At 69.2% G+C, this 20,612-nt stretch carries 21 protein-coding genes, 3 tRNA genes and 1 pseudogene; 16 read left to right on the forward strand and 9 right to left on the reverse strand.

The window, feature by feature from the left end; all coding sequences use genetic code 11:
• Nucleotides 1–61 precede the first annotated feature (61 nt).
• From KPL78_RS06055 to KPL78_RS06065, 3 genes are read left to right on the forward strand one after another with little or no spacing between them, the layout of a single operon-like run.
• Nucleotides 62–1,534: a SulP family inorganic anion transporter gene (locus KPL78_RS06055; RefSeq protein WP_219762024.1), complete on the forward strand. Its 1,473-nt coding sequence runs from the start codon at nt 62–64 to the stop codon at nt 1,532–1,534.
• Nucleotides 1,535–1,538: 4 nt separating this feature from the next.
• Nucleotides 1,539–2,117 carry an HD domain-containing protein gene (locus KPL78_RS06060; RefSeq protein WP_219762025.1) on the forward strand — a complete coding sequence of 193 codons (579 nt, stop codon included), beginning with the start codon at nt 1,539–1,541 and terminating at the stop codon, nt 2,115–2,117.
• A gap of 4 nt (nt 2,118–2,121) precedes the next feature.
• A complete protein-coding gene (locus tag KPL78_RS06065; protein WP_219762026.1) occupies nt 2,122–3,177 on the forward strand; it encodes a site-2 protease family protein in 1,056 nt (351 codons plus the stop codon).
• A gap of 13 nt (nt 3,178–3,190) precedes the next feature.
• Here the strand turns inward: KPL78_RS06065 and KPL78_RS06070 are convergent, their stop codons facing one another.
• The 3 genes from KPL78_RS06070 to KPL78_RS06080 all read right to left on the reverse strand — a co-directional run bounded on the left by KPL78_RS06070 (nt 3,191) and on the right by KPL78_RS06080 (nt 5,436).
• Nucleotides 3,191–3,757, reverse strand: coding sequence for a hypothetical protein (locus KPL78_RS06070; protein WP_219762027.1), 567 nt, complete (start codon nt 3,755–3,757; stop codon nt 3,191–3,193).
• A gap of 159 nt (nt 3,758–3,916) precedes the next feature.
• Nucleotides 3,917–4,675 carry an iron-containing redox enzyme family protein gene (locus KPL78_RS06075; RefSeq protein WP_219762028.1) on the reverse strand — a complete coding sequence of 253 codons (759 nt, stop codon included), beginning with the start codon at nt 4,673–4,675 and terminating at the stop codon, nt 3,917–3,919.
• Nucleotides 4,672–5,436, reverse strand: coding sequence for a hypothetical protein (locus KPL78_RS06080; protein WP_219762029.1), 765 nt, complete (start codon nt 5,434–5,436; stop codon nt 4,672–4,674). Before KPL78_RS06080 ends, KPL78_RS06075 begins: the two co-directional genes overlap by 4 nt.
• A gap of 110 nt (nt 5,437–5,546) precedes the next feature.
• Here KPL78_RS06080 and KPL78_RS06085 point away from each other — a divergent pair, with 110 nt between their 5' ends.
• Nucleotides 5,547–6,713 (forward strand): helix-turn-helix transcriptional regulator, encoded by a 1,167-nt coding sequence (locus tag KPL78_RS06085; RefSeq protein ID WP_219762030.1) that lies wholly within the window; start codon nt 5,547–5,549, stop codon nt 6,711–6,713.
• Nucleotides 6,714–6,768: 55 nt separating this feature from the next.
• Here the strand turns inward: KPL78_RS06085 and KPL78_RS06090 are convergent, their stop codons facing one another.
• A complete protein-coding gene (locus KPL78_RS06090) occupies nt 6,769–7,731 on the reverse strand; it encodes a tripartite tricarboxylate transporter substrate binding protein (protein WP_219762031.1) in 963 nt (320 codons plus the stop codon).
• A 197-nt stretch (nt 7,732–7,928) separates the two neighbouring features.
• Between KPL78_RS06090 and KPL78_RS06095 the strand changes: the two genes are divergently transcribed.
• Entirely contained in the window at nt 7,929–8,792 is an 864-nt protein-coding gene (locus KPL78_RS06095) for an alpha/beta fold hydrolase (RefSeq protein ID WP_219762032.1), read from the forward strand.
• A gap of 166 nt (nt 8,793–8,958) precedes the next feature.
• Here KPL78_RS06095 and KPL78_RS06100 read toward each other — a convergent pair whose 3' ends face one another.
• Entirely contained in the window at nt 8,959–9,627 is a 669-nt protein-coding gene (locus KPL78_RS06100) for an alpha/beta hydrolase (protein WP_219762033.1), read from the reverse strand.
• A 396-nt stretch (nt 9,628–10,023) separates the two neighbouring features.
• Between KPL78_RS06100 and KPL78_RS06105 the strand changes: the two genes are divergently transcribed.
• Both KPL78_RS06105 and KPL78_RS06110 read left to right on the forward strand, forming a co-directional pair.
• On the forward strand, nt 10,024–10,506 hold the full coding sequence (locus KPL78_RS06105; protein ID WP_219762034.1) for an Rrf2 family transcriptional regulator: 483 nt from the start codon (nt 10,024–10,026) through the stop codon (nt 10,504–10,506).
• The gene (locus tag KPL78_RS06110; protein WP_219762035.1) at nt 10,503–11,591 is read left to right on the forward strand and encodes a cysteine desulfurase family protein; all 1,089 of its coding nucleotides are present in this window, start codon (nt 10,503–10,505) and stop codon (nt 11,589–11,591) included. Before KPL78_RS06105 ends, KPL78_RS06110 begins: the two co-directional genes overlap by 4 nt.
• Before the next feature lie 136 nt (nt 11,592–11,727).
• Here the strand turns inward: KPL78_RS06110 and KPL78_RS06115 are convergent, their stop codons facing one another.
• The 3 genes from KPL78_RS06115 to KPL78_RS06125 form a co-directional block, all read right to left on the reverse strand.
• On the reverse strand, nt 11,728–12,072 hold the full coding sequence (locus KPL78_RS06115) for a hypothetical protein (protein WP_219762036.1): 345 nt from the start codon (nt 12,070–12,072) through the stop codon (nt 11,728–11,730).
• Between the two features lie 166 nt (nt 12,073–12,238).
• The gene (locus KPL78_RS06120) at nt 12,239–13,207 is read right to left on the reverse strand and encodes a 2-hydroxyacid dehydrogenase (RefSeq protein ID WP_219762037.1); all 969 of its coding nucleotides are present in this window, start codon (nt 13,205–13,207) and stop codon (nt 12,239–12,241) included.
• A 212-nt stretch (nt 13,208–13,419) separates the two neighbouring features.
• Complete coding sequence (locus KPL78_RS06125; protein WP_219762038.1) at nt 13,420–14,058, reverse strand: hypothetical protein; 639 nt, start codon at nt 14,056–14,058, stop codon at nt 13,420–13,422.
• Nucleotides 14,059–14,229: 171 nt separating this feature from the next.
• On the opposite strand from KPL78_RS06125, the gene KPL78_RS06130 reads away from it, so the two are divergent.
• From KPL78_RS06130 to KPL78_RS06160, 7 genes are all read left to right on the forward strand, one after another.
• Nucleotides 14,230–15,420, forward strand: a complete 1,191-nt coding sequence (locus KPL78_RS06130) for a cysteine desulfurase family protein (RefSeq protein ID WP_219762039.1) — start codon at nt 14,230–14,232, stop codon at nt 15,418–15,420.
• A gap of 2 nt (nt 15,421–15,422) precedes the next feature.
• On the forward strand, nt 15,423–15,752 hold the full coding sequence (locus KPL78_RS06135; RefSeq protein WP_219762040.1) for a ferredoxin family 2Fe-2S iron-sulfur cluster binding protein: 330 nt from the start codon (nt 15,423–15,425) through the stop codon (nt 15,750–15,752).
• A gap of 4 nt (nt 15,753–15,756) precedes the next feature.
• Nucleotides 15,757–16,479 (forward strand): TenA family protein, encoded by a 723-nt coding sequence (locus KPL78_RS06140; RefSeq protein WP_219762041.1) that lies wholly within the window; start codon nt 15,757–15,759, stop codon nt 16,477–16,479.
• A gap of 18 nt (nt 16,480–16,497) precedes the next feature.
• The gene (gene mnmA, locus KPL78_RS06145; protein ID WP_219762042.1) at nt 16,498–17,601 is read left to right on the forward strand and encodes a tRNA 2-thiouridine(34) synthase MnmA; all 1,104 of its coding nucleotides are present in this window, start codon (nt 16,498–16,500) and stop codon (nt 17,599–17,601) included.
• 20 nt (nt 17,602–17,621) lie between these two features.
• A tRNA-Met gene (locus KPL78_RS06150) sits at nt 17,622–17,698 on the forward strand.
• A gap of 362 nt (nt 17,699–18,060) precedes the next feature.
• A complete protein-coding gene (locus tag KPL78_RS06155) occupies nt 18,061–18,429 on the forward strand; it encodes a lysozyme inhibitor LprI family protein (RefSeq protein ID WP_219762043.1) in 369 nt (122 codons plus the stop codon).
• A 95-nt stretch (nt 18,430–18,524) separates the two neighbouring features.
• A tRNA-Leu gene (locus KPL78_RS06160) sits at nt 18,525–18,604 on the forward strand.
• Between the two features lie 381 nt (nt 18,605–18,985).
• Here the strand turns inward: KPL78_RS06160 and KPL78_RS06165 are convergent.
• A complete protein-coding gene (locus KPL78_RS06165) occupies nt 18,986–19,606 on the reverse strand; it encodes a glutathione S-transferase family protein (RefSeq protein ID WP_219762044.1) in 621 nt (206 codons plus the stop codon).
• A gap of 129 nt (nt 19,607–19,735) precedes the next feature.
• Between KPL78_RS06165 and KPL78_RS06170 the strand changes: the two genes are divergently transcribed.
• Both KPL78_RS06170 and KPL78_RS06175 read left to right on the forward strand, forming a co-directional pair.
• A tRNA-Leu gene (locus KPL78_RS06170) sits at nt 19,736–19,820 on the forward strand.
• 48 nt (nt 19,821–19,868) lie between these two features.
• Nucleotides 19,869–20,285: pseudogene (locus KPL78_RS06175) on the forward strand (trigger factor); the annotation flags it as partial.
• Between the last annotated feature and the right edge of the window lie 327 nt (nt 20,286–20,612).

Below are 20,612 nucleotides of genomic sequence, written 5' to 3' on the forward strand. Positions count from 1 at the left end.
TCCCGCCGCCGGTCCCGTGCCGCGTGGCGCTGTTGCTGTGCGCCCGTTGAAAGTTCTCGTCATGTCCCTGTCGACTCTCCGCGCCGAATGGGCGCCCACCATCACGCGTGACCTGCTGGCCGGCACTGTCGTTGCCCTCGCTTTGATCCCGGAGGCAATCGCCTTCTCCATCATCGCCGGCGTCGATCCGAAGCTTGGCCTCTACGCCTCCTTCTGGATCGCCATCGTCACGGCGATCATGGGCGGGCGGCCGGCGATGATCTCGGCGGCGACGGGGGCGACGGCGCTCGTGATGGTCACCCTCGTGCGCGACCATGGCGTCGACTACCTGTTCGCGGCGACCGTGCTGACCGGGGTGTTGCAGATTGCGGCACGCTTCCTGCGGCTCGGCGACCTGATGCGCTTCGTGTCGCGGTCAGTCGTGACGGGCTTCGTCAATGCGCTCGCCATCCTGATCTTCCTCGCCCAGATGCCGGAGGTGATCGGCATGGGCTGGCAGGTCTATGCGATGGTCGCGGTGGGGCTCGGCATCATCTACCTGCTGCCGCGCCTGACGGATGCGGTGCCCTCAGCGCTGGTCACCATCGTGCTGCTGACGGCGCTGACGATCGGCTTCGGCTGGGACTTCCGCACCGTCGGCGACATGGGCCAGTTGCCGACCGACTTCCCCGGCTTCGCCCTGCCCAATGTCCCGTTCAACCTTGAGACGCTGCGCATCGTCCTGCCCTATGCGGCGACGCTCGCGATGATCGGGCTGCTGGAGAGCCTGATGACGGCCGCGATCATCGACGAGATGACCGACACGACTTCCGACAAGAACCGGGAATGCTCGGGGCAGGGGCTCGGCAACATCGTCTCCGGCCTGTTCGGCGGCATGGCGGGCTGCGCGATGATCGGGCAGTCGGTGATCAACGTCTCCTCGGGCGGGCGGGGGCGGCTGTCCTGCCTGTGGGCCGGCGGCTTCCTGCTGTTCCTGGTCCTGGTGCTGGGCGATTGGGTGAAGCAGATCCCGATGCCGGCGCTGGTGGCGGTGATGATCATGGTCTCGATCAACACCTTCCAGTGGCGATCGCTGCGCACGCTGGTGACACATCCGCGGTCCTCCAGCCTGGTGATGGTCGCGACCGTGGTCGTGGTCGTCTTCACCCATGACCTCGCCAAGGGTGTGCTGGTCGGCGTGATCCTGTCGGGGCTGTTCTTCGCGCAGAAGGTGTCGCGCTTCTTCGGCGTGACCTCCTCGCTGGACGGCGGCGCGCGCACCTATCGCGTCACCGGGCAGATCTTCTTCGCCACCGCCGAGGCCTTCCACACCGCCTTCGACTTCCGCGAGCCGCTGGCGGCTGCCGTGATCGACGTGCACGACGCGCATTTCTGGGACATCACGGCGATCAACGCGCTCGACCGCGTGGTGCTGAAGTTCCGCCACCACGGCATCCCCGTGGAGATCATCGGGCTGAACGAGGCGAGCCGCACCCTGGTCGAGAAGCTCGCACGCCACGACAAGCCCGACGCGGCGCCGGCGTTGGGGCACTGACCCGATGGAGGACACCATCGCCGCGACGCTCGCCTTCCTGCGGGAGGCCGAGCGGCTGAAGGACGTGATGCGATCCGGCCGGACCAGCCGAGGGCGCCCCGAAAGCACCGCCGAGCACAGCTGGCGCCTGTGCCTGATGGTCATGGTCTTCGCGCGTGACCTGCCGGGTATCGACCTGTCGCGCCTGCTGCGCATCTGCATCGTGCACGATCTCGGGGAGGCATTGTCGGGCGACGTGCCCGCCACCGACCAGACGCCCGATGACGGCCGCGCGGCACGGGAGCGTGCCGACCTCGAACGCCTGGCCGCGCCGCTGCCGGCCGGCATCCGCAGCGAGATCCTGTCCTTGGCCGCGGAATACGAGGCAGGGAAGACGCCCGAGGCCCAGCTCGCCAAGGGCTTCGACAAGCTCGAGACCCTGTTGCAGCATACCCAGGGCGCGAACGGACCGGGCTTCGACTACGCCTTCAACCTGGACTATGGGCGTGCGCGCACCGACGCCCATCCCCTGCTCGCCGCGATCCGTGAGAGGATCGACGCGGCGACGCGTGCCCGCATCGGGGATTCCGCGGCGCAGGAGTGAATCCATGGCCTGGTCCTTCCCCATCGGCACCGTCCGCGGCACCGTCATCCGCGTCCATGTCACCTTCTTCCTGCTGCTCGCCTGGATCGGCGCGGTGCATGCGTCGCGCGGCGGGATCGGCGATGCGGTGGCCGGCATCGCCTTCATCTGCCTGATCTTCGGCTGCGTCGTGCTGCATGAGCTCGGCCACGCCGCGGCGGCCGCGCGCTACGGCATCGCCACGCCTGACATCACGCTGCTGCCGATCGGCGGGCTCGCGCGGCTGGACCATATTCCCGAGGAACCCTGGCGCGAGATCGCCATCGCGATCGCCGGCCCGGCGGTGAATGTCGCGATCTGTCTGGTGCTGGCGGCGGTGCTGGGGGGCATCCCCTCCGCCGCGGAAGGGCTGACGGTGGAGGACCCACGCGCCGGCTTCCTGCCGCGGTTGTTCTGGGTCAACGCCTTCCTCGTGCTGTTCAACCTGATCCCGGCTTTCCCGATGGATGGCGGCCGCGTCCTGCGCGCCGCGCTGGCGCTGCGCATGCCCCACGCCGCGGCGACGCAGGTGGCGGCGAAGATCGGGCAGGGGGTGGCGATCCTGCTCGGCTTCCTCGGGCTGTTCGGCTCGCCGCTGCTGATCTTCATCGCGCTGTTCGTCTGGCTCGGCGCGGCGGGGGAGAGTGCCGAGGAATCCCTGCGCAGCGCGACGCGCGGCCTGTCCGCCGAGGATGCGATGGAAACGCGCTTCGAGGCACTGCCGCCCGAGGCCGACATCGCCGCCGCGGCCGAGGCCCTGCTGCGCACGCCACAGCAGGATTTCCCGGTGGTGGACGGACAGGGGCGGCTGATGGGCCTGCTGACGCGGGATGCCATCATCCACGCGCTGCGCGCCGGCTGGGCGCAGACGCCGGTCGCCGATGCGATGCACGACATCCCGCGTCTCACGCGCCGCACGCCGATCGATGCCGCGCTGAAGACGCTCCAGGGCGTCCCGGCGGTCGCGGTGGAGGAGGAGGGGCGGCTGGTCGGGCTGATCACGCCGGCGAACATTGCCGACCTGATCGCGCTGAAGGGCTGACGACCCTGCCGCGTCAGCGCGGGCGTGGCGGCGCGCCGAACAGCAAGCTCCGCATGCGGTCATGCCCGAGCGCGAGCGAGATCTGGCGGAAGCCGCAGAACGGGATCAGGGCGACGAACATGCTCAGTGCCGCCAGGCTGAGCCCGACGAACCCGCCGCCGCCGATCAGGGGAACGCTGGCCGCCGCCGTCTCGCCGGCGATCATGCCGGTGATCACATGTTCCAGCACATGCACGGCGATGAACAGCAGGCCGAGGATCAGCGCCTCGATGACGATGGGGTAGATCAGCGGGTGTGGCCGGATGCGCGATCCGATCCGCAGCTTCTCGGCAACCAGCATCACCTTCGCGAGCACGAGCGCATTGACCAGCGCCCAGCCATGCGGCGCGAAGCTGATGGCACGTTCGCGCAGTGCCATCTCCTGGTGGATGGTGAAGACGCCGAGCAGCACCCAGAGATAGACGAAGCTGATCAGGTAGCTGCGCAGCTCCTCGGCCAGCACGTGGCGGATCCGGTGCAGCCGGGACGGCTGGCCCTGGCCGGTGGCAAGGCCGCTGGTGCCGGTGAGGTCGTCGTGCATGATCGCCGCTCCTGAGGCCGGGGACGCACAGGGCGGTGATCATAGCCACGAAGGCCGGGGCAGGCGACGGGGCGGCGTCCGCCTGGCTGCACCGGGATGCCGCGTCCACGGCGGCCGGTGGCGGTCGCGCCGCGTGACCCGCTCGGCGCCCCCCGGGGCTTATCCCGCCCGACGCTGTGGCAGCGCGGCGGGCGCCTCGGCGTCGCGCGCCGCCCGCTCATAGGCTTCCTCCCACACCGGCAGCGGATAGACCGCGTGGAAGTAGTCGAAGCAGCGGAACATGGCATCCGCGCTGTCCGGATACCGCGTCACGACGTCGAGGATGAGATGCCTGATGAAGCTCGCATGCTTGGCGTCCTCGGTCGCGTGCTCGATCACGAAGCGGAGGCCCTCGGCCGGGAGAGCCCGGCCGTCGATGATCGGCAGGGCCGCCTTGGTGACAAGCGCGGTCAGTTGCTCGAACAGATACTCGGCTCCGAGATAGCCCATCGGTTCCTCGATCTCGGCCATGCGCCACCAAACCGCGGCGACCGCGAACGTCGCGGGCGAGGCGTGGCGCACCGGTTCCGCGCTGCCCAGCCTCCCGCGATCCTCGCGCGCCCAGATCCCGTGCTCGGCCTCGAGCGCCTTGTGGCCGCATAGGCGCTGGATCAGCTTCACCTCATTCTTCGGCAGGCGGCCGAGCATGTGGAAGCCTGCCTCGGTCGTATGGCACTGGTACATGTCGACTGCGTGGAGGATCTCCCTGGCGAGGGCGAGGATCCGGTGCCGCGGCGTCTGCGGGTCCGTGATCAGCCTCCAGCCGCGCCAGGCCATGACGTCCTGAAAGATCGCGTTCGTCCGGCGATCGAGTTCGGCGAAGACCTGCTTCGCGTGGTTCGAGGCGATCCTGCGGCCTGGCGGCGTGATGACGGTCATCGAAGCGGCTCCGGTATCGGCGGGGTGGGGCGGGACGCGCGATGACCGAAGATGCGGTCATGCTCGGCAAGCAGGGGCGAGTTCACGCGTACCATGTGGGCGCGGTCCCGGCTGTCCAGCATCATCGGCTGCAGGGGACCGGCGACGGGATCCTGGTAGACCTCGCCCGTCGGGCGGAATCCGAAGCGCTCGAACAGCGGGAACAGGGCCGGCCTCGTGCCGGCGACACTCCAGGCCAGCCCACTCAGGACCCCGATCCGGTAGAGATGGCGGAAGATCGGCACGAGCCACGCACGGGCCCCGAAGCCGGACGCAAGCACGAGGCGCGAATTGAAGGCGATCGCCGGCAGGGACGACGCTGCCAGCCCCGCATGCGCGGCAAGAGCGGCAAGCTGGGGATCGGCGAGGGCCGGCTCCGCCCGCGTCAGGCGGCATCCGACCAGGCAGCGGCCGGCCCGCGTGACGTGAAGGTTGAGGCTGTATCGGTCGACCGGATCGATGAAGGTGCCAGCCACCGTGTCGGCCGAAGGATACTTCTTCCCGGCCTGCGCGATGAACATCGCGTATCGCAGCCGGCCGATCCCCGTCAGGGCTGCCCCGGAACGCGCGACCTGGACGCCATCAGCATCGGACGCGGCCAGCGCTCCGGCGTTCCAGAACCGGAACTCCGACTGGTCGAACGCCTCCGGCACGCCTGATTCGCGCGCATCCGACGCATCCCGCCCAGGATCCTCGGCCCGCGTCGGGGCTGAATGGCGCATGAAGGGGGCTCCGGCAGCTGAAACGCCAGAACAGTGGAGAGCATGACCGACGACGACATCGTCATGATTGATGATATTTGCCGGATCGGAATTTTTGTTATTGTAGCGGTATGGATACCGGCGACGACCCCAGGGCTCGGCTGGATCTCTCCGAGATCATCGAACGCCTCTATTCGGCAGCGATGGGGCAGGATGACTGGTCCCAGGTCTGGGCCGCGGCGGCTGGCGCCTTCGGCGGGCATTCCGGGTCGCTCTTCCTCAAGGGCGAGGGCGGCATTGCGCCCGTCGCCTTTCCCGGCTTCTCGCCGACGGCATTGCGTCTCTACGAGGATCATTTCCATCGGATCGACCCGTGGCTGCAGATTGCCCTGGCCAATCAGCCCGCGCCCGGCACGATGCGGAGCTACATCGCCCATGAGTTCCTCCCCGCCTCGGCCTTCGAGGCGTCGGAGGTATGGTACGACTTCTCCCGTTTCCATATCGGCGCCTTCCACCTGGTCGGCGGCTGCATTGACCTGGGCGAACGGAAGCAGGCGATGATCGGCCTGCATCGCCCGCGCGACGCCGCGGCCTTCGAGCAGGCCGATGAGCGGCGCCTGCGTCGGTTGCTGCCGCACCTGCGCAACGCCCTCGTCCTTGCGCGCCGCCTCGGCGAGGCGGAGGGGCGCGTCGGGCTCGGCTTCGTCGCCCTGGATCGCCTGGCCTGTGCGGTGGCGATCCTCGACCGAAGCCGGCGGATCGTCTTCGCCAATGCCGCGATGGAGCGGCTGGCGGCCGAGGGCTGCGTGCAGCTTCGTGCCGATGCTGGCGGGATGCTGCCCGGCCGGCGCGCGCAATTCTCGCTGCACGATCCGGCGGAGCAGGCGCAACTGCTGCGCCTGGTCGAGAATGCGGCCACCCTCGGCACCGGCGGTGCGCTACGGGTCGATGGCCTTGCCGAGCAGCGCCGTCTGGCGCTGCTGGTGATGCCGCTGCCGCGGAGGATGGCGGGCCACCTGACCTTCAGCGGAACCTTCGAGTCCGGCCATGCGCTGGTGTTCCTGCGTGACCACGCCCAGCCGACGGCCCTGCCGGGCGAGGCGGTGATGGCCCTCTACGGGCTCACGGCCGCCGAGGTTGGGGTGGCGCGCGGCCTGCTGGGCGGTCGGGCGCCCGAGGCGGTAGCCAGGGAACGCGGTGTTTCCCTGGCCACGATCCGCACCCAGATCCGCCACATCCTGGAGAAGACGGGCGCGGCGGGCCTGCGCGAGCTCGAGGCGATGATCACGGCGCCCTGAAGCGCGCCTTCCGCCGGCACGGCGATGCGGGCGCGGCGCGCCGTGACCCGAGCCTTCACTCCTTCCATGGATGCTGTGCCCACAGCGCCTGGTAGCGGTCGCGCAGGCCCAGCAATTCGGCGCGATACGCCTCCGGCCCCAGGAAGCGCAGCGGCAGGTTCTGCTGCGTCGCGAGCGTCTGGAAATCGGGGTCGTCCACCGTGCGGCGGACGGACAGGGCGAGGCGTGCCATCACCTCCGGGGCCATCCCGGCGGGGGCGGCCATGCCGCGCATCGACCCCTCCACCACGTCGATGCCCTGCTCCTTGAGTGTCGGCACCTCGGCGGCCGGTTCCCAGCGCGTCACACCCATCTGCACCAACGGGCGCATCACGTCCTGGCGCCATTCGGCGATGCCCTCGGCCATGTTCATCACGGCTACCGGGATCGCGCGCGATAGCAGGTTCTGCTTCACCTGGGCCGAGCCGGCGAAGGGGATGTGCAGGAAGCGCGTCCCGGTCGCGCGTTCGATCGCCAGCATGGCGAGGTGGTCGTCCGAGCCGATGCCGGTGGTGCCGTAGCCGATCGTGCCGGGACGTGCGCGGGCGGCGGCGAGGAGACCCTGGAAATCCGGGATCGGACTGTCCTTCAGCACCCAGATTCCGCCCGGGTCGTCGACGATGTTGGCGATCAGCGCGAAGTCATCGAGCTTGAATCGCGCCTGGCGCTCGATCGGCACGGTGACGATCGAGGGCGTGTTGATGAAGCCGATCGTGTAGCCGTCCGGTCGGGCGCGGGCGAGTTCGCTGAAGCCGATCTCTCCACCCGCGCCGGGCCGGTTCAGCACCACCACGGGCTGACCGAGATCCTTCTCCATGAAGCGCGCGATGGTGCGCGCGGCGGTGTCGGTCCCGCCGCCGGCGGCATAGGCGACGATCATGGTGATCTGGCGGTCTGGCCGCCACGCAGCGCCCTGGGCGTGGGCGAGGGCAGGCGTGGCGAGAGCGGCGGCGACCAGGCCGCGGCGGCTGAGTGTCATGCGGTCGTTTCCCCAGAAGCGTCTTGTTGCGGGCACGATGCACGGAGGGCGTGCGGCCCGGAAGAGGTTTTGTGGCCCCGCGGATCATTGCGCGCTGCGCAACAGTGCAGGGCAGGGCACGCGCATTCAGTGTGCCCGGCGGACGGGGCACATCGGCAGCACAGGCCGCGCGTCCGCTGGCCGCTCAGGAGCCACCCATGACCATCCGCCATCGCCGCACCCTCGTGGACGGCATCGAGATCTTCTCCCGCGAAGCCGGCGACCCGTCGCATCCGACGGTGCTGCTGCTGCACGGATTCCCGACCTCCTCGCATATGTATCGCGCGCTGATCCCGCGCCTGGCTGACCGCTGGCATGTGATCGCGCCGGACCTGCCGGGCTTCGGCTTCTCAGGCGTGCCGGGACGGGAGGTCTTCACCTACGGGTTCGACGCGCTGGCCGGCGTCATCGCGCGCTTCACCGAGCAGCGCGGCCTCGGGCGCTTCGCGATCATGGTCTTCGACTATGGCGCGCCGGTCGGGTTCCGGCTGGCGCTGCGCAACCCCGAGCGCATCGCTGCCGTCATCACCCAGAACGGCAATGCCTATGAGGCAGGGCTGAGCGAAGGCTGGAATCCGATCCAGGCCTATTGGCGCGATCCGAGCGAGGCGAACCGCGCCGCTCTGCGCGCCTTCCTCGCGCCGGAGACGACGCGATGGCAATACGTCCATGGCGCGCATGACGAGGCGCTGGTGGCGCCGGAGGCCTGGGCGCTCGATCAGGCCCTGCTCGACCGGCCGGGGATCGCCGACATCCAGCTCGACCTGTTCCTCGACTACCGGTCGAATGTCGCACTCTATCCGGCGATCCAGGCCTGGTTGCGCAGCCACCGTCCGCCGCTGCTCGCGGTCTGGGGGCGGCACGACCCCTTCTTTCTGCCCGCCGGGGCGGAGGCCTTCCGGGGCGATGTGCCGGAGGCGGAGATCCATCTCCTCGATGCCGGGCATTTCGCGCTGGAGACGCGGGGGGAGGAGATCGCGGCGCTGGTGCGGGACTTTCTCGGCCGCGAGCATGCCGTATGAAATTCTGATTGTGACATGGATCGTAGCGCCGTCGGGGGACCCGGCGCAGCGTCCCGTCCCGAGGTTCCCCCCGCGGTGGCCGGCCCTGGCATGAGGGCCGGTCCCGAAACGCGAAAGGCCGCCGGCATGCCGGCGGCCCTTGCGAAATCGATCGCTGATGTGCGGATCAGTCGGCGGCGAGCGCCATCCGGCCGCGATTCAGCACGCCCATGACGTGATCCTCGGCGGCGTCGACGACCTTTTCGGTCTGATCCGGCGTGAAGACATGCCCGGCACCCGGCATCACGCGGTAGTCGATGGTGATGCCCTTCTGGGTGTTGAGCTTATCGACCAGCTTGCGCACCGAAGGCTCGGGCACGAGTTCGTCGTCCGCGCCGTGGAAGATCAGCCCGTTGCACGGGCAGGGCGCGAGGAAGCCGAAATCGTAGTGGCTGGCCGGCGCGCTGATGGAGATGAAGCCGCCCATTTCCGGACGGCGCATCAGCACCTGCATGCCGACATAGGCCCCGAAGGAATAGCCCGCGACCCACAGCATGGAAGCATTCGGGTTGACCGCCTGGAGGAAGTCGAGCCCCGAACAGGCATCCGCCACTTCCCCGATGCCGCCGTCATAGCGGCCCTGGCTGCGACCCACGCCGCGGTAGTTGAAGCGAAGGACGGAGAAGCCCATCGCCTGGAACCGCTGATAGAGGCTGTAGGTCACCCGGTTGTTCATGGTCCCGCCGTGCAGCGGGTGAGGATGGAGGATCAGGGCCACCGGGGCATTGGGGCGCTTCGAGTGATGGTATCGTCCCTCGAGCCGGCCATCCGGCCCGGCGAACATGACCTCGGGCATCGTGCGTTCAGTCCAATGCGTCTCGCCGCAGGCCGCACTGTCCCGCCCGCCCCTTCCGGGGCCTGGGCTGGACCAAGCGGCGACCTGCCGCAGTTTGGGGAACCTCGCCTAGGTTGGCGCCGGGGGGCTGCGCCGTATCCAGGAAATCTCCCATATTCGACCCAATTCTTGACTGCGGCAGTCGGAATACTTAGCGTCAGTCCGACCTTGGCCCGCGACGATGCGAACCCGCAAAATCAAAGGCCTGGGAGCAAATCCTCGGTGCCCTGGGGGAGGTTCCCGTGTCCCAGGGCGCAGACACTATATGGGACTGCATCGGGTTCCGCATAACAGAATCACGACAGGGCGCCCATGTGTGAAGAACGGATCAGGGTTGCGAAGGGAGCGGAGTAGGCCATGCGCTTGTCCACCCGCGGACGCTATGCCGTCATGGCCCTGGTCGAGATGGCTGCCCGCGAGGGCCGCTCTCAGGGTTGTGTCAACGGCCGTCCGGTCACTCTGACGGATATTGCTGCGGCACAGCAGTTGTCTGTTGCTTATCTGGAACAATTATTTGGCCGCCTGCGCCGCGCCGGCCTCGTTGCTTCGGCGCGCGGCCCCGGCGGCGGCTATCGCCTGGCGCGCCCGGCGAGCGACATCCCGATCGCCGAGGTGGTCGAGGCCGCCGACGAGCCCATCATCGCCACGCGCTGCGAGGAAGGCGGCCCGGGCTGCCTCGGGGGCACGCGCTGCCTGACTCATGACCTCTGGGCCGAACTCGGCGACCAGATCCGGCTGTTCCTCGGCGCCATGACGCTGGCCGATGTGGTGGACGGGCGCGTCTGCGGGCGCGCCCGCCCGCCCGCCGGACGCGAGGCGGCGCTCACAGACCCGCCATGACCCCCGGCCTGTCCCTTGACGCCAACGCCACCGAACCGCTGCGCCCCGAAGCGCGCGCTGCCGTGCTGGAGGCGCTGGACCTGCCGGGCAACCCGTCCTCGGTCCATGCGGAGGGCCGCACCGCGCGGCGGCTGCTCGAAGACTCCCGCCGGCGCATCGCGGCGCGCTTCGGCGCCCGCCCGCAGGATGTCGTCTTTACCGCCGGCGGGACCGAGGCGAATACGCTGGCCATCACCGGCCTCGCCAGTGGTCGCCGTATCCTGGTCGGCGCCACCGAGCACCCGGCTGTGCTCCGGGCCGCCCCCGCCGCGACGCCGCTGCCGGTGCTGTCCGACGGGACCATCGACCTCGCTGCGCTGGAGCTCGCACTTGCCGAGGGCGGGCCGGCCCTGGTTTGCCTGATGGCCGCCAACAACGAGACCGGCGTGCTGCACCCGATCGCCGAGGCCGCCGCCCTGTGCCGCCGCCACGGTGCCCTGCTGCATGTGGATGCCGTCCAGGCCGCCGGCCGCGTGGCGCTGCCCGACGGTGCCGACAGCCTGGCTCTCTCGGCCCACAAGCTTGGCGGGCCGAAGGGGGCAGGGGCGCTGCTCCTGCGTCCGGGCCTCGACCCGGTGCCGCTCATCGCCGGCGGCGGTCAGGAGCGCGGCCGCCGCGGGGGCACCGAGCCGCTGCCCGCCATCGCCGGCTTCGCCGCAGCCGCCGAGGTCGCGAGGCCCGATCCGCGCCTGGGCGGCCTGCGCGACGCCATCGAGGCCGGGATCGCGGCCATAGCGCCCGAGGCGCGCTGTCCCGGCGCCGCAGCGCCACGGCTGCCCAATACGACCGCCATCACCCTGCCTGGCGCGCCGGCTGAGACTCAGGTGATCGCGCTGGACCTGATGGGCGTGCGGGTATCCGCCGGCGCGGCCTGCTCCTCCGGCAAGGTCGGCGCGTCGCATGTGCTGGCGGCGATGGGGCTGGGCAGCGATGCAGGCTGCACGATCCGCGTCTCACTGCCCTGGAACACGCCGGACGACACGGCCGAACGGTTCATCGGAGCCTGGGGCGCGATGCGGGAGAGGCTGCGGTGGCAGGCCGCGTGACGCCTGTCGGGGGGGCGAGGGAACTCGCCCCCCCGACAACCCCCCACTCCTTTTTCTGGCTGTCAGCCTGCCGGGCGCGGCGTGGAGCGCGCGCCCATCCTGCGGCAGGGGCGGGGGGCGCGATGCCGCCCGCGCGTTATCGCGGCGCGCTGGCGATGCAATCATTGCCGCGACTGGTGAAGCTCGCCACCTTGCCGTCGAAGATCTCGAAGGTCGTGGCGCAATCCCAGGTCTGAACGCTGACACCGGCGCCCCAGCCCCAGCCCCAGCCCGGACCGGAATCCGCCGTCACGAAGCGGCGCTCATACTGGAGGAAGGTGCGGTTCCCGGCCTGGAAGCTGCGCACCGGAACGCCCAGCGCAGCGACGAGATCGGTCTCCGACCGGCCGACATACTGGCCCATCCGGGCCTCGAAGCCCTCCCTCGTGGCGCAGGCCTGCAGCAGCAGACCCCCACCCAGCGCCACGGCCAGAGCCGTCATCCTGCACGCCATGCCGAAAAGTCCCCCACCGAACGCCGCTGCGATACGCTGTCCCGATCCGCTGCCGCCGCGATATCCGAACGGACAGGGCGTCGCTTCCATCACAGGTTGAGCGATTACCGCGAATGCGAGCGAATCGCAACAGGCCGGCGTGATGGTGCGGCCGCTACTGCAACTCCGGGATCACCCAGAGCGGCTTTTCGCCCCGCGCCACCCGCTGGCAATTGTCGAAGGCGTTGCGGAAGCGCGCCGGCTGGTTGTCCCAGGTCGGGCCGGCGTAGTGCGGCGTCAGCACCACATTCGCCATCTTGAACAGCGGATTGTCGGCGGGCGGCGGCTCCTGGTCGAACACGTCGAGGCCGGCGCCGGCGATGACACCGCCATCGAGCGCCGCGATTAGCGCCTTTTCGTCGATCACCGGGCCGCGGCAGGTGTTCACCAGAAAGGCGGTCGGCTTCATCATCGCGAGCTCGGCCGCACCGATCATGTGCTTCGACGCGGGCGTCAGCGGCACGTGCAGGGAGACGATGTCGGATGTGCGCAGGACCTCGTTCAGCAGCCGGAAGCGGACGGACAGCGCATCCTCCTCGGCCTCCGAGACGCGCTTGATGTCGTAGTACTGCACGCGCATGCCGAAGGCGTTGGCCAGCCGCGCGACCTTCTTGCCAATCGCCCCCAGGCCGACGATGCCGAGCACCTTGTCGCGCAGCTCGAACAGCTTGACCGAGCCAGGGTTGTTGCCGCGCCAGCGGCCGCTGACCACGCTCTCATGCTGCCAGACCAGGCGCCGGCACGTCGCCATCATCAGCATCATGGCGTGCTCGGACACCGCCGTGGAATTGGCGCCGCCATTGTTGCAGACGGGGATGCCGGCGCCGCGCGCGGCCTCGATGTCCACCGTGTCGTAGCCGGCGGAGAGGAGCTGGAACAGCTTGAGCTTCGGGGCCGCGGCGAAGAATCCCGCATCGATCGCCTTGTTGCCGAAGCCGACGAGGAAGTCGGCGTCACCCATGGCGGCCTTGAAGGCGTCGGAGCCGAAGGGGGCGACGGTCAGCTCCATCTCCGCCGGCGCGATCTCCCGCGCGGTCGGGATGTCGGAGAGCGGGCTGTCCATCATGAGGATTCGGGGCGGCATCGGGCGTTTCCTGGCGTGTCGCGGGCACGATACGCGGCTGCGGCACGCCGGCAAGCGGCCCGGTCGGTGTGCTGCAGGGCCTATAGGCTGCCGAAGCCAATCGGCGCGCCGCCAGGAGGCGGCCGCTGAATTGTGGGGTCTAGCCGGCCGAGGTTGGCCGGTCTCCCAAACCCCTCCCATGCCACGGCAACGGCAGCGCGATTTAGGAGGTGCTATCGCCCCGCAGGTAGCCGTCGCAACGCGGAAACGCCGATGACTTGCGGTCCCGCATTGCAGGCCGGCGTGCCTGCGGGCGGGGCTGCCGCCGCGGCGACTTGACGATCCACGCGCACGGGAAGCAGCGAGGTGACGGCCTGGGCAACATTGCCGATGGCTTCAGATGTGTTGCGTAATGTCTCGCCACGATCCGGCGTGAACTGGCCTCCGACATTCTCAAGGGTGCCATTCGCGTTCAGGCCGACACTGAATTGTACAGATTCGAGGAAGCCTGGTTGATACCAGATGATTTGAGGATTGTCGGAATCGGCAATCGTCACGATCTGCGAGAATGGAACGGGAGAACATCGGCCCACGGGCCGGTTATCGAGGGTCAGACCGGTCTCGCTGCCAATGATATTGCCCTGGGGATCTGTCTGAGTTGTCAGCTTGCCGTGCTGCACGACTGTATGGAGCGGCAGGAATGGTACGCCACATCGGACACCACCATGATCGGCCGAAAGGTCGCCCTGTTGCGACGACCCGCGACAAAGCGCCATGACCGCCACACTGCTGGCTGAGCCATGATAGATCTGACCATTACAAGCATTCAGAAGAAGGGCAAAAATAGGCAGCAGCCGAAAGCGGCATTCCATTTCTGAGTCTCCTGGATCTCTTGTGAAAGAGGATCAAAATATTCCGAAAAGGGAACAGAAAATTCATCGCGATGTCCAGTGTCAACCAAGATGTCGCTCGGCTTCATGGCAGCAGCGCCCCAGGTGAAACCCACTCTCGTCGCCGGGCCATTTCCATCCCATCTTCCGCCCATGACCGCCCCGCCGAACCGCCCGATCTACCTCGACAACCACGCCACCACGCCGGTCGATCCGCGCGTTCTCGCCGCCATGCGCCCCTGGTGGGAGGAGAACTTCGCCAATCCCGGCTCCGTCGAGCACGCCATGGGCCGCGCCGCCGAGGAAGCCGTCGAGGACGCCCGCACCCACATCGCCGAGCTGATCGGCGCGGATGCGAAGGAGATCGTGCTGACTTCCGGCGCCACGGAATCGAACAACCTGGCGATCAAGGGCGCCGCCCGCTTCGCCGCCGCGCAGGGGTCCGAGCGCCGCCGCATCGTCACCGTCGCGACTGAGCACAAATGCGTCCTCGAAAGCGTCAAGGCGATGGAGGAGGAAGGCTTCGACCCCGTCATCCTGCCGGTCGACGGCAACGGACTGCTCGACCTCGACGCGCTGCGCGCCGCAGTGGATGACACGACGCTACTGGTCTCCGTCATGGCGGTGAACAACGAGATCGGGGTGATCCAGGACCTCGCCGCGATCGGGGCGATCGCGAAGGAGGCCGGCGCGCTGTTCCACACCGACGCCGCCCAGGCGGCGGGCCGCATCAAGCTGGATGTGCAGGACATTCGGGCCGATCTGATGTCGCTGTCGGCCCACAAGATCTACGGCCCCAAGGGCATCGGCGCGCTCTATGTCCGCCGTCGCCCTCGGGTGCGCCTGGCGCCGCTGGTCTCGGGCGGCGGGCAGGAGCGCGGGCTGCGCTCCGGCACCCTGCCGGCGCCCCTGGTGGTCGGCTTCGGAGAGGCAGCGCGCATCGCCGCCATCGAAGGCGCGCTCGACGCCGGCCGCATCGCCGGGCAGCGCGACCGCTTCTTCGCCGCGCTGACCGCTGCCGTGCCGGGGGTGTCCCTCAACGCGCCGGAGGCACCCAAGGTGACCGGCAACCTCAACATCGCCTTCCCCGGCGGCGTCTCGGCCCAGGACATCATGGCCGCCGCGCCGTCGGTCTGCGTCTCGACCGGATCGGCCTGCTCCTCGGCCGAGATCGAGCCCTCCTACGTCCTGCGGGCGATCGGCCTGGACGACGCCAGGGCGCGCGCGACCTTGCGGATTGGCATCGGACGCTTTACCTCGCCCGCCGATGTGGACCGGGCCGCCGCGATGCTCGCGGAGGGATGGGCCCGGGCTGTTTCCGGAACAAGCAGGGCGGCGGAGTAACAATGCCGAAGATGACCTTCATCGAGCGGGATGGAACGCGCAAGGAAGTGGATGCGCCGCTCGGGCTTTCGGTGCTGGAGATCGCGCACCGCCACGGCGTCGATATCGAGGGCGCCTGCGAGGGCTCGCTCGCCTGCTCGACCTGCCATGTGATCGTCGACCCGGAGTGGTTCGGCAAGCTCGCCGGCCCGACCGAGGACGAGGAGGACATGCTCGACCTCGCCTTCGACCTGCAGGAGACGAGCCGCCTCGGCTGCCAGCTCATCATGACCGAGAAGCTGGATGGCCTGGTGGTGAAGCTGCCCGCCGGCAGCCGCAACGCCGGCGGCTGAGCGCATGGCCCACTGGGACACCGATTTCGGCGCCGAGGGCGGCCTGTTCCGCCGCCTGCGCGCGGCTGCCGGCGAGGACTGGGCGGGCTATACGTGGCATCCCTTCGTGCGGCAGCTCTCGGCCGGGTCGCTGCCCCTGCCGGCCTTCCGCCACTACCTGATCCAGGACTACCTGTTCCTGATCCACTTCGCCCGCGCCAAGGCGCTGGCGGTGGTCAAGGGCGAGAGCCTGCAGGCCATGCGCGACAAGGCCGCGGCGGTGCTCGCCATCCTCGACGAGACCAAGCTGCACCTGAAGTACTGTGCCGGATGGGGCCTGTCCGAGGGCGACGTGGTCGCGACGCCGGAAAGTGCGGAGACCGTCTCCTACACCCGCTGGGTGATCGATCGCGGGCTGCATGGCGACATCCTGGACCTGGAGATCGCGCTGGCGCCCTGCACGGTTGGATATGGGGAAGTCGCGCTGCGCGTGCTCGCCGATCCGGCCCGGCAGGCGGAGGGCAATGCCTACCAGTCCTGGATCGATACCTATGCCGATGACGGCTACCAGGCGATGGCCCGGGCCGCGGCGGCGCGCATCGATGCGCTCGGCGTGTCGCATGGCGGTGACGCGCGCTTCGGCAGGCTCGCCGCCGATTTCGCCGAGGCCGCGCGGCTGGAGCAGCGCTTCTGGCAGCAGGGGCTGGATTTCGCCGCGCGCGGCGGGTCCTCGGTCAGCGGTGGCTAGCGTGGGCGCGCGGCGGTCATGAAGATCCTCGTCGCCATGTCGGGCGGGGTGGATTCCTCCGTCGTCGCAGGGCTGCTCGCCGAGCAGGGCCATGACGTGGTGGGCGCGACGCTGCAGCTCTACGACCACGGCGCGGCGGTGCAGAAGAAGGGCGCCTGCTGCGCCGGGCAGGACATCCACGATGCGCGGGACGTCGCTGATCGCCTCGGCATCCCCCACTACGTGCTCGATCGCGAGCAGGTCTTCCGCCGCGAGGTGATCGAGGATTTCGCCGACACCTATGCCCGCGGCGAGACGCCGATCCCCTGCATCCGCTGCAACCAGACGGTGAAGTTCCGCGATCTGGTCGCGCTCGCCCGCGACCTGGGCTGCGAGGCGCTGGCGACCGGCCATTACGCGCGACGCGTGGACGGCGCGGGCGGGCCGGAACTGCACCGCGCGGCCGATCCGGCGCGCGACCAGTCCTACTTCCTGGCGGCGACGACGCGCGAGCAGCTCGCCTTCGCGCGCTTCCCGCTCGGCGGCTACCCGGACAAGGCCTCGGTCCGCGCCGTGGCGGCGCGACTCGGGCTGGCGGTGGCCGAGAAGCCCGACAGCCAGGACATCTGCTTCGTCCCCGAGGGCCGCTACGATTCGCTGGTCGCCAAGCTGCGCCCCGAGGCGGTGTCGCCCGGCGAGGTGGTGCATGCCGATGGCCGGGTGCTCGGCACCCATGCCGGCATCGCGCGCTACACGGTCGGGCAGGGCAGGGGCCTCGGCACGGCGTCCTGGGATGGGGACGAACGGCTTTACGTGGCCGGGGTGGATGCCGGGCGCCGGCGCGTGGTCCTCGCCCCCCGCGGCGCCCTGGAGACCACCGAGGCCGCGGTCGGCGAGGTGAACTGGCTGATCGATCCGCCCGCCGCGCCGCTGCCCTGCACGGTGAAGCTGCGGGCGCGGGAGCTTCCCCGCGCGGCCACGGTCATCTGGGATGCGGCCGGCGGCGTGGCGCGCCTGCGGCTGGAGGTTCCCGGAATCGTCGCGCCCGGCCAAGCCTGCGTGATGTATGATGGCGACCGCGTCCTCGGCGGCGGTTTCCTGCGCGCGGCGGGAACGGTTGACAGAGGGCGGGCCGCGGCCTAACTCGCGGCCCTCGCTTCGATGGCGGCGTAGCTCAGCTGGTTAGAGCACGGCACTCATAATGCCGGGGTCAGCGGTTCAAGTCCGCTCGCCGCTACCATCGAATGCCACGACACCGGCCGAGTTCGTCTCGACGCCAGCGGCCGGGGCAATGACGCCTCCAAGGGGCCTCGCGGCGTTCCCTCGTATTTTAGATCACAATAGAAGCGCATGAATGCCGTGGTCGGCCTTGTAAGAGCTGCCACTGCACGCATAGCGTTTCCTGGATATTTTTTGGCCGGAAGTACCACGCGGATGCTAACTTTCGTGGCTCTCGTATCATCTGCACTGACGATCGCACTCGGGGTGCTCGAGAATTCACCGGCAATCGGCCGGGAGCGAGGCGAGTACGCCGCTTCGGTGTCCCGAATGACAATCCCGACCCAGGCATCCAGATGGGCCGTTTCAGACGCAGCCAGGCCGATGGCGGGGAACAGCGAGAATGATGCCGCCAAGGAACTGAGCACGATCTTCGCCGAATGCATGGAGCGCGCCGGAACGCAGCACATTCCTCGCGCTGCATGCCTCACCGCGGAACGTGACCGCCAAGACAGGCGCTTGAACAATGTCTACAGAACGCTGATCGGAAGCCTGCAGGGCGAACGCCGCGCACGTATGGTCGAGGCGCAGCGTCTGTGGGTCCAATTGCGGCAGAGGGATCAGGCATTCGAGGCTTCGATCCTGGATGCACTGGGGCCGATGGGCGATCTGCAATCGGTTGAGAACGACGCACGGGCAATCGGCCAACGTGCCGATCTCCTCGAGAAATATCTCGAGCTGAGTAGGCTCTGAGCGGTGGCACGGGTTGCGATCATCGGATCGGGCATTTGCGCCGCGCGATGGTCACTGACCAGTGACAACCACATTCGCTGAGCGCATGCGCACGCCGCAGCGAGGATGCCAGGGGTTGTGGACCGCGGCACTCAAAATGCCGGGGTCAGCGGTTCAAGTCCGCTCGCCGCTACCATCGCAATCGTGGAAATCATTGGCATTTTGGTGCTTCCCTCCTGCCGGGCGGCGCCGTGTTGCCCCGCGCACCGGACGCCAAGCCTGAAGAGGTCGGTTCGGCACGATGTCTCATGAATCCACCGGCGCTGCGGAACACGCCCTTATCTTCTGGCAGCCGGGGGCGCTGTGGGCGGAGTGAAGAGAACCGTCGAGACCGGGAAGCTGGAGTTCAAGTCGAACTTGACCCGGCTTCGCGGTCATCCCGCGGCCTGGTTCCATGCCTGCTGCCGCCGTCCCGCTTCGGCGCATGGTCAGACGGATGCCGTCCTGCTGCACCGCCCGGGCGATTGCCGCGCTTCCGGCGCCGGCAGCTCATGACGCATGCCGCGTTGGAGAGCGATCAGGCCGGCGGGATGAAGGGCTGGCAGATTGCCTGGAAGGGTGCCGTCGCCTCCAGCACCGCGCAGCGGCGCGCCAGGGCGGGGGTCCCGGCCACGGCGACCAGGCCGGGATGGGCCTCGGTCACGAACCGCATCGCCGCCGCCATGGCGATATCCGCATGGCTGAGCGCCTCCCCGCACAGGCAGGGCGTGGCGGCCTGCGCTGCCTCTTCCAGCACCGCGGCCGCGGCCTTCACCTGGCCGCCCCGCCGCGCGATCAGCAGCGGGGAGGGGCTGTCATGCAGCTTCAATTCGTAGAACAGGCTCACGGCCGTCTCGGCCAGGCCCGTCGCGAGCCCCACCAGCCGCCGGGCGGCCAGCCGCGCGGCCGGATCGGCCGGCATCAGCGACGCCCCGGCCGGGGCGGAGTCGTCCAGATGCGCCAGGATCAGGTGGCTGTCGGTCAGGGCGACCCCATCCACCACCAGCACCGGCACCCGCGTCAGCGGGCTGTAGGGACGGATGCGATCGGCCTCCCCGAAGGTGGACCAGGGGCGGTGCTCGAAGGCCCGGCCATAAAGGGTCAGGGCGATGCCGACCCGGCGGACGAAGGGCGAATCATACTGTCCAATCAGGATCATCGGCGGCTCCCCTGGGCTCCCGCAGCCCCCCAGGCTGGGGCCGGGCCGCCCATTCCGTCCAGCGATGCTTGGAAAGCCGGCGATCCTGCGCTAAACCCCGCGCCTCACCGCCGCGCGGCGCCTCTGCGGGCGGGCGTGGTGGAACTGGCAGACACGCCGGATTTAGGTTCCGGTGGCGCAAGCCGTGGGGGTTCGAATCCCTTCGCCCGCACCAAGGCGCCGCCGGGTTTCTCTAGCCTTCGGATTGGATGGACGTCCCTCGATGCAGGTCACCGAGCTCGCGAATGACGGGCTGAAGCGCGCCTACTCCGTCACCGTTTCCGCGGGGGACCTTGCGTCCTCGCGCGACAAGCGGCTCGCCGAGATCGCCAAGACGGTCAAGATGCCGGGCTTCCGCCCTGGCAAGGTGCCGATGTCGGTGGTGAAGCAGCGCTACGGCGCCGCGGTTCTGGGCGAGGTGCTCGAGGAATCGGTCAATGACGCCACCCGCCAGGTGGTGAACGATCGCGGCCTGAAGCCCGCCCTGCAGCCGAAGATCGAGGTGACCAACTACGCCGACGGCACCGACCTCGAATTCCGCGTCGACCTCGAAGTGCTGCCCGACGTGCCGATGCCCGACTTCTCGGGCATCTCGCTCGAGCGCCTGAAGGCCGAGCCGACCGAGGAAGCGATCGACAAGGCGCTCGCGACCATCGCCGAGCGCAATGGCGAGCTGGCCGATGCCGAGCCGCGCCCGGCGACCACGGGCGACATCCTGGTCAGCGACTTCGTTGGCCGCCTGCCGGCCGACCTGCTGAAGAACGGCCCGGGCCTCGGCGCCGTGCCGGGCAAGCCGGGCACCCTGCCGACCGGCTGGTCGCTGCTCTGCCCCGCCGGCCTGGAGTACGAGGTCGCCGCCATCGGCACCGAGAAGGGCCTGCCCTATTTCGACCTGGCGGTGTCCGGCACGCCGACCGCGAAGGGCGTCCTGCGCATCGACCCGGCCCAGCCCGATGAGCTGGAAGTG

This window comes from Roseomonas alba (genome assembly GCF_019430885.1).
Classification (GTDB): Bacteria; Pseudomonadota; Alphaproteobacteria; order Acetobacterales; family Acetobacteraceae; genus Neoroseomonas; species Neoroseomonas alba.

Excerpts from the sequence above, each read along its gene's own strand:
- KPL78_RS06065 (WP_219762026.1), top strand. The coding sequence starts at position 2,122 with ATGGCCTGGTCCTTCCCCATCGGCACCGTCCGCGGCACCGTCATCCGC.
- KPL78_RS06135 (WP_219762040.1), top strand. The coding sequence starts at position 15,423 with ATGCCGAAGATGACCTTCATCGAGCGGGATGGAACGCGCAAGGAAGTG.
- KPL78_RS06060 (WP_219762025.1), top strand. The coding sequence starts at position 1,539 with ATGGAGGACACCATCGCCGCGACGCTCGCCTTCCTGCGGGAGGCCGAG.
- KPL78_RS06070 (WP_219762027.1), bottom strand. The coding sequence starts at position 3,757 with ATGCACGACGACCTCACCGGCACCAGCGGCCTTGCCACCGGCCAGGGC.
- KPL78_RS06100 (WP_219762033.1), bottom strand. The coding sequence starts at position 9,627 with ATGCCCGAGGTCATGTTCGCCGGGCCGGATGGCCGGCTCGAGGGACGA.
- KPL78_RS06110 (WP_219762035.1), top strand. The coding sequence starts at position 10,503 with ATGACCCCCGGCCTGTCCCTTGACGCCAACGCCACCGAACCGCTGCGC.
- KPL78_RS06130 (WP_219762039.1), top strand. The coding sequence starts at position 14,230 with ATGACCGCCCCGCCGAACCGCCCGATCTACCTCGACAACCACGCCACC.
- KPL78_RS06055 (WP_219762024.1), top strand. The coding sequence starts at position 62 with ATGTCCCTGTCGACTCTCCGCGCCGAATGGGCGCCCACCATCACGCGT.
- KPL78_RS06155 (WP_219762043.1), top strand. The coding sequence starts at position 18,061 with ATGGCGGGGAACAGCGAGAATGATGCCGCCAAGGAACTGAGCACGATC.
- mnmA (WP_219762042.1), top strand. The coding sequence starts at position 16,498 with ATGAAGATCCTCGTCGCCATGTCGGGCGGGGTGGATTCCTCCGTCGTC.
- KPL78_RS06090 (WP_219762031.1), bottom strand. The coding sequence starts at position 7,731 with ATGACACTCAGCCGCCGCGGCCTGGTCGCCGCCGCTCTCGCCACGCCT.
- KPL78_RS06075 (WP_219762028.1), bottom strand. The coding sequence starts at position 4,675 with ATGACCGTCATCACGCCGCCAGGCCGCAGGATCGCCTCGAACCACGCG.
- KPL78_RS06105 (WP_219762034.1), top strand. The coding sequence starts at position 10,024 with ATGCGCTTGTCCACCCGCGGACGCTATGCCGTCATGGCCCTGGTCGAG.
- KPL78_RS06085 (WP_219762030.1), top strand. The coding sequence starts at position 5,547 with ATGGATACCGGCGACGACCCCAGGGCTCGGCTGGATCTCTCCGAGATC.
- KPL78_RS06095 (WP_219762032.1), top strand. The coding sequence starts at position 7,929 with ATGACCATCCGCCATCGCCGCACCCTCGTGGACGGCATCGAGATCTTC.
- KPL78_RS06115 (WP_219762036.1), bottom strand. The coding sequence starts at position 12,072 with ATGACGGCTCTGGCCGTGGCGCTGGGTGGGGGTCTGCTGCTGCAGGCC.
- KPL78_RS06165 (WP_219762044.1), bottom strand. The coding sequence starts at position 19,606 with ATGATCCTGATTGGACAGTATGATTCGCCCTTCGTCCGCCGGGTCGGC.
- KPL78_RS06140 (WP_219762041.1), top strand. The coding sequence starts at position 15,757 with ATGGCCCACTGGGACACCGATTTCGGCGCCGAGGGCGGCCTGTTCCGC.
- KPL78_RS06125 (WP_219762038.1), bottom strand. The coding sequence starts at position 14,058 with ATGGAATGCCGCTTTCGGCTGCTGCCTATTTTTGCCCTTCTTCTGAAT.
- KPL78_RS06120 (WP_219762037.1), bottom strand. The coding sequence starts at position 13,207 with ATGCCGCCCCGAATCCTCATGATGGACAGCCCGCTCTCCGACATCCCG.
- KPL78_RS06080 (WP_219762029.1), bottom strand. The coding sequence starts at position 5,436 with ATGCGCCATTCAGCCCCGACGCGGGCCGAGGATCCTGGGCGGGATGCG.